Genomic DNA, 18203 nt, shown 5'->3' with positions numbered 1-18203 from the left:
AAAAACAAAAACAAATGAAAACAGCATATATAGTTAAAGCTTATCGTACTGCGGTAGGTAAAGCGCCAAAAGGAGTTTTTAGATTTAAAAGACCTGATGAATTGGCGGCAGAAACCATTCAATACATGATGAATGAGTTACCTGATTTTGACAAAACACGTATTGACGACGTTATGGTAGGAAATGCCATGCCGGAAGCAGAACAAGGTTTGAACGTGGGTCGTTTAATCTCTTTGATGGGATTAAAAGTAGATGATGTACCTGGAGTTACTGTAAACAGATACTGCGCTTCTGGATTGGAAACAATCGGAATGGCAACTGCTAAAATCCAATCAGGAATGGCACATTGTATCATTGCCGGTGGAGCTGAGAGTATGAGTTATATCCCGATGGGAGGTTACAAACCTACTCCGGATTACGCTGTTGCAAAAGCAGGACATGAGGATTACTACTGGGGAATGGGATTAACATCGGAAGCGGTGGCTAAACAATTCAACATTTCTCGTGCAGATCAAGATGAATTTGCTTTTCAATCGCATAACAAAGCTTTGAAAGCGCAAGCTGAAGGTAAATTTGACAAACAAATTGTGCCTATCACTGTAGAGCAAACTTTTATCAATGAAAATGGTAAAAAAGAAACCAAATCATATGTGGTAAACAAAGACGAAGGGCCAAGAGCCGGAACTTCTCTAGAAGCATTGGCTGGTCTTAGAGCGGTTTTTGCTGCTGACGGAAGTGTAACTGCAGGTAACTCTTCACAAATGAGTGATGGTGCTGCTTTTGTACTGGTTATGAGCGAAGAAATGGTAAAAGAATTAAACCTTGAGCCTATCGCTAGATTGGTAAACTTCGCCTCAGCAGGTGTTGAACCAAGAATTATGGGAATTGGTCCTGTAAAAGCCATTCCAAAAGCATTAAAACAAGCTGGATTGACTCTAAATGATATCGATTTAATTGAATTGAACGAAGCATTTGCTTCACAAGCATTGGCAGTTACCCGCGAACTAAACTTGAATCCTGATATCATCAATGTTAATGGTGGAGCTATTGCCTTGGGTCACCCTCTAGGTTGTACTGGAGCCAAATTATCAGTTCAATTGTTTGATGAAATGAAACGCAGAGGAAGCAAATACGGAATTGTGAGTATGTGTGTTGGAACTGGTCAGGGATCTGCGGGAATTTTTGAAGTACTCTAAAAAAGAATATAGAACATAGAGAATAGAATATAGATATATGCCTTTAAGATAAACGAATGAGACATAATTATAAGAACTTGAAGATTTGGCAACTTGGAATAACAATCGCAAATGAGATTTCAGATTTACTATTAGAATTTCCAAAACATGAACGATATGACTTAAGTTCCCAAATTAGCAGATGTTCAGTTTCAATTCCCAGTAATATTGCTGAAGGCTCTTCAAGAACTGATAAATCTTTCAGTCACTTTTTAGATATTTCTCTTGGATCTTCATTCGAACTTATTACGCAATTATTGATTGCGAAACACAGAAAATATATTAGCGAAATACAATTTAACCAATTAGAAATTAAAATAGAAGAATTCCAAAGGATGACGATGGGATTTCAAAATGGACTAAAGTAAAGTCTATTTTCTATATTCTATTTTCTTTCATCTTAACAAAAAAATAAAGAAATGAGCGACAAAACAAGAGGTGGTCAATTCATCGTAAAAGAAACAAAATGTGAAGATATCTTCACACCAGAAGACTTCAATGAAGAGCAATTAATGATGCGTGACTCTGTAAAAGAGTTCGTTGACAAAGAATTGTGGGCACACAAAGATCGTTTTGAGAAAAAAGATTACGCTTATACACAAGAGTGTATGAAAAAAGCGGGAGATCTTGGTTTCTTAAGCGTAGCAGTACCTGAGTCTTATGGAGGAATGGGAATGGGATTTGTAAATACTGTTTTGGTATGTGATTATATTTCGGGAGCAACGGGTTCATTCTCTACAGCTTTTGGAGCTCACACTGGAATTGGAACAATGCCAATCACATTATACGGAACAGAAGAACAAAAACAAAAATACGTACCAAAATTAGCTTCTGGAGAATGGTTTGGAGCGTATTGCTTGACTGAACCAGGTGCTGGATCTGATGCTAATTCTGGAAAAACAAAAGCTGTTTTATCAGAAGACGGAAAAACCTATTCGATCACTGGACAAAAAATGTGGATTTCGAATGCAGGATTCTGTTCAGTATTCATCGTATTCGCAAGAATTGGTGACGACAAAAACATCACTGGATTTATCGTAGAAAACACTCCAGATAATGGAATCTCTATGAATGAAGAAGAGCATAAATTAGGTATTCGTTCTTCATCTACACGTCAGGTTTTCTTTAATGAAACAAAAGTTCCTGTTGAAAACATGTTGTCTGAAAGAGGAAACGGTTTCAAAATCGCAATGAATGCTTTGAACGTAGGTCGTATCAAATTAGCAGCTGCTTGTTTAGATGCACAACGTAGAGTAATCTCTGGAGCGGTGAACTATTCTAATGAAAGAATCCAATTTAATACTTCTATCTCTCAATTTGGAGCTATTCGTTCTAAATTAGCTGAGATGGCAACTTCTTGCTACGCAGGAGAAAGTGCTTCTTACCGTGCTGCAAAAGACATTGAAGACAGAATCACTGCTCGCGAAGCAGAAGGTGTTTCACACCAAGAATCAGAATTGAAAGGTGTTGAAGAATACGCTATCGAGTGTTCTATCTTGAAAGTAGCTGTTTCTGAAGACGTACAAAATTGTGCTGATGAAGGAATTCAAATCTTTGGTGGAATGGGATTCTCAGAAGACACTCCTATGGAAAGTGCTTGGAGAGATGCTCGTATTGCTCGTATCTACGAAGGAACAAACGAAATCAACAGAATGCTTTCTGTTGGTATGTTAATCAAAAAAGCCATGAAAGGTCACGTTGATTTACTAGGACCAGCTTCTAAAGTGCAAGAAGAATTAATGGGAATTCCATCTTTTGATACTCCTGATTATTCTGAATTATTTGCTGAGGAAAAAGAAATGATTGGTAAATTGAAAAAAGCGTTCCTAATGGTTGCTGGTGGAGCCGTTCAAAAATACGGTCCAGACTTAGAAGGACACCAACAGTTACTAATGGCAGCTTCAGATATCTTAATTGAAATCTACATGGCTGAAAGTACTATCTTGAGAACTGAAAAATTAGCCAAAGCTAACGGTGCTGATAAAGTAAAAGAACAAATCGCAATGGCACAATTATACTTGTACCAAGCAGTAGATATTATTACTCAAAAAGGAAAAGAAAGCATTATTTCTTTTGCTGAAGGTGATGAACAACGTATGATGTTAATGGGATTACGTCGTTATACTAAATACACTAACATGCCAAATGTTGTTGGTTTAAGAGAAACGATCACCACTAAATTAGTTGCAGAAAACGCATACTGCTTCTAATAAAATCTTTTTTTTAGTTTTTTTTTGTTTAAAAAGCCGCATTTGTCCCCTGAATGACAAAGCGGCTTTTTTATGTTATCCAATTTCGGATTTGCAACAGATGCAATTCCGCTCAAAATAGGCTTCATTGTTGAAGATGACTTTTTACTTTAGGTAATGCCCAACTTCAATAAATAAGTTGTCAAAATAAAAGTAAAAAGCATAACTGTCCCTTATTTTTTTAGGTGACTGATCTACTTCAATTTTATTATCAACTAGTTTTTTATGAAGACTATCTACTTCTTCTGTACTGTCTAACATAAAACCTATGTGAAAGGCTTTGGGATAAGTAGTGTCTCCATTTTTGTTGCCCATAATAACAAGAGTGAAATTTTCTTTGTTTTTCAAAACGGCGATTACACTATCGCCTTTTACAAATTCGCAGTTAAAATCGAAATGTGTTTCAAAAAAATTTACTGCATTGGTTACGTCTGTAACTACTAGATTTAAGTGATTAATTGTCATTGTTTTTATTTTTATTGGTTAATTAATAATCGAACGTTCGTTTATTTTTAAGTTAAAAAAATTATGCTTTCAATGCTTTTAAAACAAGATCAAAAGCTTGTCTTAGATTTTGATCTGTCAAAGTGAATGGTTTACCTGCCATTGTTGATTTATTCAAATTAAACTTTATAAGTGTATAAAATGGTCCATAAGCCAAAGCCCAAAATATCTCCGATGGCAAGTCAATAATTTCCTTATTACGCACTGCATTGTCAACAAACTCATTCATTTTTTTTCTAAAAACAGTTGGCTGAATATCTTTATGATTGATTAGCGGCGAGCTTCTAAATTGTTCATAAAACTGATACTCCAACGGATTTTGGATAATATTTTTAAGTCGGTTTTTCCATTGAAGCCACAAGCCATCTTCAAAATTCAAGTCAGCACTAAAATTATCCAATGCGTCTTTTTCAAATTTGTCCTGCACCTCTAGGTATAGCTTGTTTACTAAATCTTCTCGACTATTAAAATATACATAGATTGTAGAAGGCGAAATATTAGCCTTCTTAGCTAATTTTTGCATACTAAGACCATCAAAACCTTCATTAACTATCATTTCGATAGCTTTCTGCCGTATTATGAACTCTTTATTTTCGTCTTTCAATCTCATGATGCAAATATAATCGAATAATCATTCGATTATACATTTTTTTAATTTTTTTTTAATTTTTTTTGAGGTCTTTGCAAAAATTAAGGCTAACCATCCCGTCAGCCTAATAAAGACGGGAATAAGTTAGCCTAATACAAACGCTTAAAGAAAAAATTCACAAGACAAAACCAACAATGCTTTAAAGCTAAAAACTCAGTTTTATAGAACTACAGTTAGTCTTTTGCCTTTTATTCATATTTCTGTGGGCAATTTTTTTTCCACATTTCGATAGCAAATGCTTTAATTTCTTTTGGAGCGTTACTCATCTTTTCATCAAGTTTATACTCCCCTCCTATTTTACCATCTCCAGGATTTACAGAACTAGTACCTCTTAATGCAAACTTTTGTTTTCCTTGGTACATTATTATTTTCTTATCTATTGGGCTCACGTCTGATACACATCCCATTTGATACATAGTCCAAATTTCTGCAATGCCATTTTTGTTCAAATCCGTTATTTTAAAGGTGTCTTTTAAAAATCCCACTATCAAATCGAATTCACAATTAGAAACAAAATCTTGTATTTTCCAGTTTAGTTTATACTTGTTGTCATTTTTATCGAGTAAATAATCATAAGCATAAATTCTAAAATCCCTTTCCTCTTCTTCATCATCATTTATTTTTTGAGGACTCGGAACTTCTCCTGTTTCTGTCAAAAGAATTATATGTTCTCCTTTTAAATCTTTCAGTTTAGTTATTTCTTTTGGTTCTCCATCAAAAAGTATTTCTTTTGGTAAGTCTCCCTCGGAAAGCTTTTCTGTGATAATCTCTAAACTTGGTTTTTCTTCTTTATCGATTTTAATATTTTCATTTTCTCCTTTTTTGTTACAACCAATAAAAATAAGTGCTGAGAAAATAGTTACTGTTTTAATTATATTCATTTTGTGTTTATTCTTTTATATAACGGCTAACATTCCGCGCAATGGTAATGAACGTTTTTTAGCTCTAAAATTTAATCTGAGGGCAGACTTTGAGTTTTGCACTGCTCTCCTATTCTAATATTTTGTTTATTAATTCGTTTCGGCAATTTGTTTCAACGTTTTTAAGAAAGGATTTTCCTCTCCTTGTTCGTCTTCTTGAACAGCATTGGGTCTGTTGTCCTCTTGTATAATTTCAAGTTTAGTTTGTCCATTGTCATGAGTCAATGAATAAATCATTTCAAAGTAATTTTCTGGTTTGTCTTCAAGCTCAGGTCTTGGCGCAAATAAAGAATATCGAAGCTTTGTCGTTGGTGTAAACTCCAAAACAGTTCCCCATTGTTCAAATATTTTGTTTTCCCATTTTGTCTCGAATTTAATTGCATGACCAACTTCCCAATTGGTCTGTAAGTCACTACCGTATTGCCACAGCTTTACGAACTCTGGTTTAGTCAAAACGTCCCACACTCTATCAAGTGTTGCGTTAATCTTTAATTTTGAAATATTTGTTGCCATATATCTTGTTTTTATCTCTTAAGTTATTGCTACATTTTGTCTTACAGTTGCTTAAAATTTTAGTGTCGCTATTCAATAACACATAGCGCATCTAGCCACGCAAAGTTTAGGAAAGCGTTTGCTCAAATGTAATCAATTTAAGATAAAGTTTACAAGCAATAAGCCCTTCGATAATTATTCATTCTTTTTGTTAAGGAATTTTTCTATCAAAGGCACAGAAAGTTCGCTTTCTTTAAAATCGGGTTTTATTGTAGTTATTTCCCCAATGTATTCACCATGTCCACCCGGAATTATGGCTAGCTCAGAATTAGCAATTAATCTGTGCAATTCAATAGCATGTTCAGGTGTAATAACATCTTTGTCGCCTATGATGATTAAAGTCGGTACTTTGACAGATTTAATTTGTTCGTCTGGAATGTCTTTGAAGTTTACCATTCGCTTTGCATCCCTATCGTGCATTATTTGCAAACCGTTCGGATCTGCAGCAACTTGTTTATAGGCTGTTTTTAGTTGTTCGGGCATATTCTCCAACTTGGCTTGTTTCATAAAGCCCCAAAACCAATCGGGAACTCCATTGCGTTTGGCTAGTGCAGAACCTAAAATAATTTTATCCACTATTTCGGGGTGGCGAATAGCAATTTGTAAAGTTGTTGTCCCGCCATTGCTAAAACCTAAAAAGTCGGCTTTATCAATGTTTAAGTTTTTAAGAAGTGTAGTAACGTCATCTGCATCTTGTTCAAATGTAGAGTCTGCATTTCTGTCACTTGTTCGTCCGTGTGCTTGTAACTCAACTGCAATTACTTTTCTGTTTTTTGCGAACAACGGAATAACTTTTTCAAAGTTAGACTGAATCGTAGAACCGCCACCATGAATTAAAACAAACGGTTTGCCTTGTCCGTAAATTTCATAATACATTTTCAGTCCATTCACTTCGGAATAACCATTGCTGAAAATCGGCTTGTCTGTCGTTGCTGTTTCCATTTTTTTATTTACAGTTTTGTTTACGTTACACGATGTCAAAGCAAAAAATGTCAAACCTAAAATTACAATTATTCGTTTCATTTTTGTTATCCGTTTGTTGCTTGTTGTATCGTCCGTTACAATGACCAATAACGTCACAGGTCTTTGCGAAGTTTTTGAAACGGTTTGTCCAAAAGTATAAATTTAAGAGAAAGTTTACAAGAGCAGAACAGATAATGTTTTGAGTCTTAAGGACTAAATTTAATGAGACCGCAGTTGTGCATAGTTCTTTACTATTAGATACTTAATTGATTTTCGATATCCATTTTTTCATGCAAAACTCTTATGACTTCTATGTCATTAGAGTTTATTTTCTTGAAAAATATTAAATGAGATTTTACTTTCGAGCATCTATAGTTTTTTCTAATGTTCCCAAAGTCACGGGCCATTTCTAAATTATCAACTATATACTCAATTTCGTCAAAAATCAAATTATAGTAACGGTCAGCTTGTTCAATAGACCAATTTTCTGCGGTATAAATCCAAATTTTATTAATGTCTTCAAGAGCTTTTTGGTTAATAATATATCCTTACATTATTTTCCAAAGTTTGCTTTAAGTTCTTCAAGATTTTTTTTGCGGTCAAAATTTTTAATCTTAGCACTTTTTTCACCTACTTTAAGTTCACTGATTAAAGATTTTGTTTTATTTTCTTCTTGCTCAAAAACTATTAAAGAAGTACTAACGACCTCGCTTACAGAACTATATTTCCCTGTACTAATTTGCTCATTTATAAAATTTTCAAAATAGTCACCTAATAATATTGAAGTATTTCGTGCCATAATCTTTTTTTATCAAAGATGCCAAGTCTTGGTATTTTGCACAATACTTTTTTGCGTTTTTTTGAGATAAAGTTACTCACAACATTTAGTAGCTTAACGACTTTTTCGGAAATTATACCTGACTTTAATCGGTGTGATAAAGAAGTTAAGAAAGCAAAACTCAATTTCTTAGCTAAAAACCGTTGCTATCTACAGTCTAACTGACTCTATTTATGAATTTAGCTGTTCGTTCTAAAATTAATTCGGAAACTTCTTTATGTGGTGTATGACCAACATTTGGAATTATAAAATCGAAAGATTCACCACTGACTTGATCTATTATTCTGTGAACTTGTTTTAAAGTTCCATACTCATCAGCTTCACCTTGTATAATTAGTACTGGACATTTGATTGAAGGCAGAAAATTTTCAATATTCCAAGTTTTGAAATCATTTGTCACCCAAGTTTTTGCCCACGCCCAAAACATGTCGTCTGTCTTATCGCCATGGTATTTTTCTAACTTAGCCTTCAAATTCGTTGTGCTATAAAGTTCTGTTGCTTCCGTGATACCTTTCACAGTTATATCTTCAACAAAAATATGAGCTCCCTCAGTAATTACGCCTACTATATTTTTCGGATATTTTGCTGCGGTAATAAGTGCAATCGAACCGCCATCGCTGTGACCGAAAAGAATTGCTTTGTCAACATTCCACTTTTGTAACAATTCATTTAAAATATCGGCTTCTAATTCCATGTAATAATTGTCGCGTTCCGTATAAGAGAACGGAGCTGACTTACCATAACCTTGACGATCATAAACAATCACATTACATTTTGTTAGTTCGCTAAGCTTTTCTGGAAAATCACGCCACAACTCGATGCAACCTAATGAATCGTGCAAAAAAATGATTGTTGGTAGATCTGAATAATTGCCTATTCTTTTAATTGCAATTTCATTAAGATTTGGATGTTCTTGGGTCATGCTAAATGTTCTATTTAGCACAAATGTACAATAGAATCCGTTGTTAGTACAATTTTATTTGACCTCTGTGGCAATCAAAAAATATTGATAAACCAAGTAACGGTGTGTCCATCTTTGGTTTGCAAATTTATTAAATGACAAAATGGAGATAACAATTAACGAAGAAATAATTATCCAATTTAAGCTTGAAAAAAAACACAAATAAAGACTCAATAAAGACAAAGATCTAAAGAGTTTAGAATTTGCTTCATGCTTTTCTAATTCTGCAATCAAATTTGGATGATTTATTCTAAGATACGCTTCTGAGGCTTTCAGTAAGTCAATCTGTACGGGAAGTTTTTTTAAAATGACTTCTTCACTTTCATTTATGAAGCTTGCATGCTTTTTCATCTTGCGTTTTAAGTAAACGATTTCATAAATCGGATTTAAAGCCATTGCGCAAATATGGTGTATAAAATGTCCTAGTATATAGGAAATAAGGATGAAGGATAACAAAGTAAATGCTGTTGCTTCATTTTCAGCTATATTCAACGAATCAAACACACAATATTTTTTTATTATTGGCAAAGTTATACATAGTATGAAACCTGGAACTATATATGCTAAGAACTCCATTAATCCGAAAAAAAAATCTCCTGGTTTTAAATTATTCATATAGTTGAGTTTATTGATGTTTACAAAATTGCTCTTAACATACCGCCATCTTTATGAAGTCTGGGAAACGGTTTACCCAAATATATAAATTTTAAGATAAAGTTTACAAATGAAAAACCAACATAATTTAAGCCCAAAAACTCCAATTTCATTAAACTGCAGTTAATTACTTTAAACAATTTATCTTTTGAATCTCTTTACAAACTTCCATAAAAGCTCATTAGAATTAAAAAGCTTATTAGAACTATTTTGCTTTTCAATATCTTCTAAATCAGTAATACTAAAATCACCATTATCCAAAAAATTTATCTCATACAAGCTTATTCCATCATCAATTTTTATTGGTTTACAACCAAAAGAATCAACAAATATTACTAATCCTGTTATTCCTCCGTATGGATAACTATAGGGTTGATATTCTAACCGTCCTTTACGAAATTCTATTTCTTCACAACTTACATATTCTATTTCATAATCTCTTTCGAGTAATTCTATTAGTCCAAAGAAGTACCAAGTAAATTCCTCTAATTCCGCTGTTTTGAAATCTGGTTTTAAATCAGTATCAGAAAAGTAAAATTTTTCTATTACATATTTTGGAAAATTATCTAACCAAAATTTTTCGCCTTTTTGTTCTTGATTATTTTTTGCAATTTTCAATAATTCAAAATTCTTTTTCAAATGATTGAACTTTTCATAATCATCAATTTCAAATTCTATATAACAGTTTTGATTTTTCATTTAGTTTTGAAATTATAGCAATTAACTTTCTCGCTCTAGTCGATTGTGAATTATCAAAATGATAGCCCGTATTTACAATCCGTGCCCACAAAGATTATTTTTTCTATTTATAAATGCAAAAAGCTACAAAAAATTTTTCTTGTAGCTTTTTGCCTCGTCTAATAGTTTATTGTTGCCTGCACGGATTGCAAATCAGAGCGATCAGTTTACTGTAACTATTTTACGTTTTATTCATAGTTTTTTATTGTTCTCAATAATTCGGCTTTATAATTATAAATTTCGTCTAAAGAAGATATTAATTTTTTTTCTCCATTATCTTTTCCATTATTGAAAAGTTCAATGTATTTATTTGAGGAATTAAAATGCAAACGACAAATAGGTTTTCGATTATTGTCATCTAATAAAATACCAAAATATGATTGCGTATCTCTAAAAGCAATTCTTGAAGCTGGCAAAATTTCTCTTAAAATTGCTTTAATTATTTGTGAACCTTCCATTTCTTCTTCTGTTGTTATGAATTTTGGAGTTTCAACATTTTCATCAATTGCTGTAATTGATTCAGTAGTTTTAGAAGGAACAGTTTCATTTATATTTAAAGCATTTTTTAATCTGAAGTTTATTGATTCATTTATTGAGTTGGAAAAAGCTTTTTTAGTATATTCTTTGAACGTAACTAATCTTGGAGCTGTCAATGGTTTATTAAAAAATCTGCTTACTAAAAGTCGAACTATTTCGTCTGATGGTTCTTGTATTTCTTTTTCAAATTCGTTTCTTATTGCTTTTATATATTTTAAGCCTTCTGCAGAATCTAAAATTTCTTCAAGATTATATCCGTTTCTAGAAAAATTTTCTAAAATTTTTAAACTTGCATCTTTTAAGTTTGATATATCTAAAGTAAAAAATGGCTTTTCATCCATTATATTTGGCTTCTCTAAATCTGCATAAAAATTATAGATATGTCCGTTTGTTAAAACCCCAAAACGGGATTTTGAAACGTGATAATATCTATGAAGTTGAGAATTATGCGCATCAACATTTTCTTTCCAATTTTTACATTCAATTATTAAAATTGGTTCGCCATCTCTTTTAATTACATAGTCAATTTTCTCTCCTTTTTTAGTTCCAATATCACAAACAAATTCAGGAATTACTTCTGTTGGATTGAAAATATCATAACCAAGAATTTGAATAAAAGGCATTACAAAAGCATTTTTTGTAGCTTCCTCGGTATTTATTTGGTCTTTTAAAGAGTGAACTCTTTGGTGCAATTGTTGCAATTTTAATTTTAGATCTTCCATTTATATCAATATTTATGTTGTGAATTTATCTTTTTCGGTGATTCTTGGGACGGTTACAGCTAACGTCCCGTTACTATAGCGGGTTTGGGATTAAATTAAGTTCATTCTTCTGATTTATATTTCAGCTGTAGTACTTTCAGGCTTATCATCCATCCAAGCGGCAAATAATTTATAACCTATAGAAAAGATGATTGGTCCAACGAATAGACCCACAAAACCCGACATCATAAATCCTCCGATTACGCCAAGGAAAATAACCAACATTGGCACAAGAGCCCCTTTCCCTAACAACAATGGTTTTAGAACATTGTCTGACAGTCCGCTGAAGATAAAAAAGACAGTCCAACCAAGAGCAGCCGTGGTGTTATCTAATGAAAACAGATAAGCGATTACCCCAAGATTGACAATAATGGGACCTACTTGAATGATAGACAACATCAAACACAATAGTGTTAGTACTCCTGCAAAAGGAACTCCACAACCAAATAATCCAACTGCTTGGATCAAGGTTTGGATGATAGCAACGCCCAATATTCCTTTGACTACTTGAAACACTGTAGAAACAGATATGTTTAAAAATTCGTCTCCCGAATCGCCTGCTATTCTCTTGATGAAATTAGTAGCCAAATTTTGGGCACTTGTAGAAACCATTAATACTCCTGCAATAATCACCGAAAGTATCACCTGCAATAGCGCTACTGTAGAACTGAGAACGCTTCCCAACAGCTTTTTGGACAATTCGATTATTTGTTCTTTGTATTCGAGTACGCCCGCTTTTAAATCTGTAGATAAAGTATAAAGAAAGTCATAGGCTTTATCCCCAATAATAGGCCAATCCTTGATGTTTTGTCCCGGTGTTGCCACTTTCAGAGTGCCATTCTCTACCCCTGCTTTTAATTCGGTAATACTGGCTGTAATCGAATTTACAAATATGACCGTTGGTGCAATAATGATTATCAATATGATGGCTATAATTATGAATGAAGCTAGGCTTTTGCGTCCTTTCAGTTTCTTTTGCAGAAAATCAAATCCCGGATATAGTATAATTGCCAATATAATGGCCCAAAGAATTGGCATCATAAAAGGCAATAAAAGTTTGATGCAAAATCCTAAAATAAGAAAAACTAGTCCTAGCTGTAAAATGACTTCAAAAAGCTGTTTGCTTTTGTATGGGTTTGAATTTTCCATAAGTGTTGGTTTAAAGATTAGTTAAGATTAAAATATCATTGTTGCTTTTGTTTCTTTTTGACATTGTTTTCATTGGCATCCGAAACCAGACGACCAATAAGAATCACGGGATACAAAACCCCTATTATGGCTTCTATTTGCACCATTGATCTGGCAATGGGATGCAAAGGCACAATCTCACCAAAACCTGTCGTTGTGATTGTTATGTAACTAAAATACAAAAAATTAGCTTGTAATGTATTGCTTTCAAAAGCCGGTAAGGTGATTTGGAATGCCCCCGGAATGTGTTCGTAGATAAACAAATAAATCGCTGACCATAAATTGGCAAAAATCATATACACCACTATGGAACCTATTACTCTGTATCCTGTGATGGGTCCCGGCTCAAAAACTTTTTTCAATACCAAAACTATCAACAATCCAAAAGTGGCAATGGTGAAAAAAATATCAGCAAATAAAACAAATGGCGTCTGCTCAAAAACCGTAATCCATCCGAAAAGGATAAACATAAACGGGATAATTATGAACGAAGCTTTTTGCTTTTTAGATTTGAACAAAGTAATAATACCCGCTATCAGGAACATCATCCAAAATACATTGATGATAATCATAAAATATGGGTAACTCCCAAATATTGGAATCAATACAAAATGCATGATGAAAAGTAAGACCAGCATTCCGCTTAGTCCACTTTCCTTATTCCATAACTGATTCAAAAACCGGTATTTATTTTCATTCATAGTTTTTCTTTTTTAAGTCTCTAAGATTTTAAGTTTTTTCCTTTTAAGTTACTAAGGATCTGAGATTCTAAGTTTCTAAGTTTTTTTTCATACTTAATTCTTTCTTTTCTTTGCGTCTTTGCGTGAAATTAACCTCGCTAAGGCGCTAAGGCGCAAAGCATATTTTAAATAAGTCAAACTCATAGTATAAGCTTAAATATAATCTTTTTTTAATACATTCCTACAATCCTTAGTTGCTAAGAATCTGAGATTCTAAGTTTTTACACTTAATCCTCTCTTTCCTTTGCGTCTTTGCGCCTTTGCGTGAAATTGGGCTCGTAAAGACGCAGAGACGCAAAGCATATTTTAAATATATTAAACTCATGGCATTAGTTTAAGTATAATCTTTTTTTAATACATTTCCATAATCCTTAGTTGCTAAGAATCTGAGATTCTAAGTTTTTACACTTAATCCTCTCTTTTTTTCGCGTCTTTGCGCCTTTGCGTGAAATTAGGCTCACAAAGGCGCTGAGACGCAAAGCATATTTTTAAATATTTCAAACTCATAACATGAGTCTAAGTATAATCTTTTTTTAATACACACATTCAACCCTTAATCACTTAGAAACTCCGAATCTCAAAAACTTAGCCTCTTAGTAACTCTGCAACTTAGAAACTTACTAAAACGGTATCGGCTCCACCTCAACACTTCCTATTGGTCTTCTTCCTATCCGGAACAGCAAGAGAACCAATATTGGGAAAAAGCACAAAGCTGCCATTACCAAATAAATATCCTTATAAGCCAACATTAATGCTGATTGTGACGTTTGGTTGGAAAGGCTTTTCTCGGCTTTTTTCTGTGCCTCCCAAGCCGATAATCCGTTAAGCATAAAATATCTTTTATTTTTATCCAGCTGTTCTTTTGCCGCTGGGTTTAACTCCGATAATTGTTGGCTAAGACCTGTTTTATGCTGTACATTCATATTAGAAATAAATGTTCCTAAAATTGCCCCTCCCAATAAGGAGGCAAAAACGGCACGTGAAATCACGCCGCTCATCATTCGGGAATCACCCAAAGGTTTTGGCACTTTTTCTGAGATATAAAGTGAAGCCGCCGGATACAAAAAACCAATGGCTAGTCCTTTGAAAATAAAGGGGCCGAAAAAATCGCTTGTATCAATTTCAGGATAAAATCTAAAGTATAGAATGGTATGATACAGACCATAACAAGCAAATCCTACAACCCAAAGAGTAGCCAGATAAATTCGTTTGAACAAAAGATAGGTCGATAACGGAATGGCTATAAATAACCCTATCAGGATAGCCAAATGGGTTCGGGCAACATAAATACTGTCGAAACCCAAAATATTGGTCATAAAGCCGGTTACTACACTTCCGGTGCCATTCATCATTCCGGTATAAAAAAAGAGTAGCGAACCCAATACTACATTTGGAAACTTATAGACATCGGGATTGATTAATGGCTCTTTGGTATATCGAACGTGGATTAGATAAATTCCGATTATAAGCAACAAAAATGCAAATGCCATGGCAACCTTATGATCACTTAACCAGTTGCGGGTTTGCCCTTCAGCGCAAAGAAAAAGAATGACTACCAGAAACAACAGTAAAATAACCCAGCCTCTCCAATCAAATTGAAAAACTGATTTCATAGGTGCCACATCTTTTTGGTAAAAAATCCAAGCCAAAACTATTGCCAGCAAAAAATTGACATTCAGAAAATAAACCCCAAAAGTCCAATTATGTACACTGGTCATTTGTGTTCCAAAATATTGGTACAGTTGCTTGCTCCCCTGTAGAATAAACTGAACGATACCATACAAAATGGCCATATTAAAAGTCGGATTGTATTTTAGTAGTATAGGAATTATCGAAGCAAAAATCCCTATGATCGATAAGATGGCCAATAAAGCACGCCATACCGTAAACCATTCGATAGTGGTTGCAAAAAGTGATGCTGTATTGCAAATGATGGACAGAAAACTAACCGACAAAATCATCGTTCGCATTGGAATTTGTTTTCCTATTTTCAAACCTAAAGGCAAAAAACCAAGCATTGCAAAAAAAGGAATATAGGTCGAATAGGTAAACGCTGTTGTTGAAGCTCCAAAATGCCCTAGTATCTGTGAATTGTCATAAGAGGTGACATTCAATGCATTGAAAAAAGGAATCGTAAGGAGATAAAGTCCTACTAGGGTAAACACACTTCCTTTTTTGATTAAAGCCATTTTTTTTTATTTAAAAACCTTCATGTTTTCCTTCTATCAAACCTAACAGTTTTTAGAAACCTGTTAGGTTTCTTTAGAAAATCATTCCTAATTATTTTTTAATTTCTACAGTGACATTCATTCCAGGTTTTACATCCGCCAGTTCTTTTGCGGAAGCTTCAAAATCAATTTTCACGGGAATACGTTGTGTGATTTTTACAAAATTTCCTGTGGAATTATCGGGTTCTACCATCGAGAATTTGGCTCCAGTAGCTGGGGAAAATCCAACCACTTTTCCTTTAAACTCTTTGTCATCAAGTGCATCAATGGTTATAGTTACTTCTTGTCCCTGCTTAATTTTTTCAATTTGGGTTTCTTTAAAATTAGCATTTACCCATAGTTTTTGGTTCAAAACCAGCGTTGCCACCACCTGATTAGCATTGATCAATTCTCCTACTGATATGGTTCTCTCTCCCACATAGCCATCGGCCAAAGCAATGATACGGGTGTAAGACAGCTGCAATAAAGCATTGTCTAAATCTGCTTTTTTTCGGGCTACAGTCGCACTCGCAGCTTCGAGATTGGTATGACTTTGTGCTGTAATCGATTTGCTTGCCAATAATTCTTTTTCACCGGCATTCAGATAGGCTTTTGTAGATTGCAGCTTAGAAACCACCTGATCGTATTGATTGCGTGTCACGGCAGAATCGGCATACATATTCTTAAATCGCTCGTAATCTTTTTGTGCTTTTTCTAGATCAGCCATATCACCTGCTAATTTATCCTTGGAGGCTGCTTGGTTAGAAGCTGCTGTAACGATGGATTGTTCCAGCGAATGAAGATTTCCTTCGGCTACAGCCAAATCAGCTTCGGCTTGTTTTACTTTTATTCGGTATTCCTCATCATCAAGTACCACCAAAGTGTCCCCTTTATGAACAAACTGATGGGAATCAAAATGAATGACCGCTACATGTCCAGTTGCTCTAGCTGTAACACTGTTGATATAGGATTCTACTTGTGCATTATTGGTCGTTTCATACCTGTGAAAGTCAAAAAACAAACTTAATATCCAAATACCTCCTCCTATGATAAAAACAAAAGAAAGAATAGTCAATATCGTATTTCTCCTTTTTTCGCTTTTTGCGGCAGCTTCGTTCGTTGTATTTTCTTCGCTCATAAAAAAAGTTTAAAGTTTACCCATAGCATACTGTAGGGAATAATATTGAATAATGGCATCTATATTGGCGTTATTCAGAGAAATTTTCGCTTCGTTTAACTGCAACTCTGCATCAACGATATCACTAATTAGAGCAAAATCATTATCGTAACGGCTCTTTACAATCTTATAGTTACTCAGTGCCAAATCAACGTCTTTTTTGAAAGTGGTGATGTTCCTCACGCTTTCCATAAATCGGACATATGCTGCCTTTACATCTTGATTAATCACATCTTTGGTCGCTTCAAGCGCTATATTGCTTTTGTCTATTTGCAACTGGTCAGCATTGACTTTGTGCTTTAAATTATAAAAACTGGAAACATCCCAACTTAGTGATATTCCTGCCGCCCAATAATTCAGAATATTATCGGAATAATTAGGCCATTGTGCCGGATACTGTGTATTAAAAAGCAAATTTGCATTTACAAAGGGTTTAAAGCCGCTATTTGTTATGTCCAAGGAAGACTCTGCTATCTTAACATTGATTTCCGATCTTTTGATTTCATAACGGTTTTGGTAAGCGTCGTTCAAACTTTCCTCCAAATTCACTTCAGCTTTAGGAATTAAAATTCCATCCAATACCGGTTTTAATTTGGTATTGGTGGGCAATCCGGTCAGTATATCCAAATAATTACTGATTAACTCAATGGAATTGGAACTTCGAAAAACGGCCACTTCAAAATTCGACTTTTGCAATTCGGTTCTTAACAGATCACTTTTAAGGTTTTGACCATTCGCTACTCTAGAATTCAATTGCTTGATACGTAAATCGGTATTGACAATATTTTGCTTGGTAATCTCAATTTGCTTATATAATTTTTCGAGAGCAAAAAATTGTGTGGTAATGGCTTGCTTAATTTCGGTTTCGGTCATCTTTGCAACCGATTCCTGCATACTGACAATTAGTTGTTGTTTATCTATTTGACTATTGATTCCCCCGCCATAGTACAAAGGCATGGATGTAAAAACACTTGCAGATCCTTGATGATTAAAATAATCTACAGTTGTGCTTTTTTCATAAAAGCCTTCGAAAATTTTGGGATTTCCTATGTAATTATATCCCATATTCAACCCTATAATCGGGGCTTTAGCTATATGGGATTGATTCAAATTTTCATTGGCAGTTGCCACATCAGTATTGGCTATTTTAAGCTGATTATTATTCTGAATCCCCAGTTGTATGACTTCGTCCAGTTTTATGATTCTGGCTCCATCATCATTTTGGGAAAATCCAACTTCACAAAAAAAACATGCTATTACAAGAATAACAAATTCCCTTTTAAAATATTTAAAAAAAAGAATATCCATTAGCCAATTCCAATTTAAAAAG

At 33.9% G+C, this 18203-nt stretch carries 19 protein-coding genes; 3 read left to right on the top strand and 16 right to left on the bottom strand.

Features of this window, described 5'->3' with window-relative positions:
- Positions 1-14: 14 nt before the first annotated feature.
- The 3 genes from OZP08_RS10860 to OZP08_RS10850 are packed head-to-tail and all read left to right on the top strand — an operon-like array spanning position 15 to position 3445.
- Positions 15-1196 (top strand): acetyl-CoA C-acyltransferase, encoded by a 1182-nt coding sequence (locus OZP08_RS10860; RefSeq protein WP_281321826.1) that lies wholly within the window; start codon positions 15-17, stop codon positions 1194-1196.
- A 56-nt stretch (positions 1197-1252) separates the two neighbouring features.
- Positions 1253-1603, top strand: coding sequence for a four helix bundle protein (locus OZP08_RS10855; protein WP_268846113.1), 351 nt, complete (start codon positions 1253-1255; stop codon positions 1601-1603).
- A 51-nt stretch (positions 1604-1654) separates the two neighbouring features.
- Positions 1655-3445, top strand: coding sequence for an acyl-CoA dehydrogenase FadE (locus OZP08_RS10850; RefSeq protein WP_268846112.1), 1791 nt, complete (start codon positions 1655-1657; stop codon positions 3443-3445).
- 144 nt (positions 3446-3589) lie between these two features.
- Here the strand turns inward: OZP08_RS10850 and OZP08_RS10845 are convergent, their stop codons facing one another.
- The 16 genes from OZP08_RS10845 to OZP08_RS10770 all read right to left on the bottom strand — a co-directional run bounded on the left by OZP08_RS10845 (position 3590) and on the right by OZP08_RS10770 (position 18181).
- Positions 3590-3949 (bottom strand): VOC family protein, encoded by a 360-nt coding sequence (locus OZP08_RS10845; protein ID WP_281321825.1) that lies wholly within the window; start codon positions 3947-3949, stop codon positions 3590-3592.
- A gap of 61 nt (positions 3950-4010) precedes the next feature.
- On the bottom strand, positions 4011-4598 hold the full coding sequence (locus OZP08_RS10840; protein ID WP_281321824.1) for a TetR/AcrR family transcriptional regulator: 588 nt from the start codon (positions 4596-4598) through the stop codon (positions 4011-4013).
- Positions 4599-4825: 227 nt separating this feature from the next.
- Positions 4826-5518: a M949_RS01915 family surface polysaccharide biosynthesis protein gene (locus OZP08_RS10835; protein WP_281321823.1), complete on the bottom strand. Its 693-nt coding sequence runs from the start codon at positions 5516-5518 to the stop codon at positions 4826-4828.
- Between the two features lie 129 nt (positions 5519-5647).
- A complete protein-coding gene (locus tag OZP08_RS10830; protein WP_281321822.1) occupies positions 5648-6070 on the bottom strand; it encodes an SRPBCC family protein in 423 nt (140 codons plus the stop codon).
- Between the two features lie 174 nt (positions 6071-6244).
- Positions 6245-7132, bottom strand: a complete 888-nt coding sequence (locus OZP08_RS10825) for an alpha/beta fold hydrolase (protein ID WP_281321821.1) — start codon at positions 7130-7132, stop codon at positions 6245-6247.
- Between the two features lie 194 nt (positions 7133-7326).
- A complete protein-coding gene (locus tag OZP08_RS10820; protein ID WP_281323607.1) occupies positions 7327-7572 on the bottom strand; it encodes a type II toxin-antitoxin system RelE/ParE family toxin in 246 nt (81 codons plus the stop codon).
- 53 nt (positions 7573-7625) lie between these two features.
- On the bottom strand, positions 7626-7871 hold the full coding sequence (locus OZP08_RS10815; RefSeq protein ID WP_268846103.1) for a type II toxin-antitoxin system ParD family antitoxin: 246 nt from the start codon (positions 7869-7871) through the stop codon (positions 7626-7628).
- Between the two features lie 196 nt (positions 7872-8067).
- Positions 8068-8832 (bottom strand): alpha/beta fold hydrolase, encoded by a 765-nt coding sequence (locus OZP08_RS10810; protein ID WP_281321820.1) that lies wholly within the window; start codon positions 8830-8832, stop codon positions 8068-8070.
- Positions 8833-8886: 54 nt separating this feature from the next.
- Positions 8887-9486 (bottom strand): hypothetical protein, encoded by a 600-nt coding sequence (locus OZP08_RS10805; RefSeq protein WP_281321819.1) that lies wholly within the window; start codon positions 9484-9486, stop codon positions 8887-8889.
- Positions 9487-9666: 180 nt separating this feature from the next.
- Positions 9667-10224, bottom strand: coding sequence for a hypothetical protein (locus tag OZP08_RS10800; protein WP_268846100.1), 558 nt, complete (start codon positions 10222-10224; stop codon positions 9667-9669).
- 227 nt (positions 10225-10451) lie between these two features.
- Positions 10452-11522 (bottom strand): type I restriction endonuclease, encoded by a 1071-nt coding sequence (locus OZP08_RS10795; RefSeq protein ID WP_281321818.1) that lies wholly within the window; start codon positions 11520-11522, stop codon positions 10452-10454.
- A 114-nt stretch (positions 11523-11636) separates the two neighbouring features.
- Complete coding sequence (locus OZP08_RS10790; RefSeq protein WP_268846099.1) at positions 11637-12710, bottom strand: AI-2E family transporter; 1074 nt, start codon at positions 12708-12710, stop codon at positions 11637-11639.
- 35 nt (positions 12711-12745) lie between these two features.
- Positions 12746-13450: a potassium channel family protein gene (locus OZP08_RS10785; RefSeq protein ID WP_268846098.1), complete on the bottom strand. Its 705-nt coding sequence runs from the start codon at positions 13448-13450 to the stop codon at positions 12746-12748.
- 659 nt (positions 13451-14109) lie between these two features.
- Entirely contained in the window at positions 14110-15678 is a 1569-nt protein-coding gene (locus tag OZP08_RS10780) for an MFS transporter (protein ID WP_268846097.1), read from the bottom strand.
- A gap of 91 nt (positions 15679-15769) precedes the next feature.
- Positions 15770-16834 (bottom strand): HlyD family secretion protein, encoded by a 1065-nt coding sequence (locus OZP08_RS10775; RefSeq protein ID WP_281321817.1) that lies wholly within the window; start codon positions 16832-16834, stop codon positions 15770-15772.
- A 9-nt stretch (positions 16835-16843) separates the two neighbouring features.
- Positions 16844-18181: a TolC family protein gene (locus tag OZP08_RS10770; protein WP_281321816.1), complete on the bottom strand. Its 1338-nt coding sequence runs from the start codon at positions 18179-18181 to the stop codon at positions 16844-16846.
- Positions 18182-18203 lie beyond the last annotated feature (22 nt).

The organism is Flavobacterium aestivum (genome assembly GCF_026870175.2).
Classification (GTDB): domain Bacteria; phylum Bacteroidota; class Bacteroidia; order Flavobacteriales; family Flavobacteriaceae; genus Flavobacterium; species Flavobacterium aestivum.
This window is presented reverse-complemented; position numbering and strand designations above follow the sequence as displayed.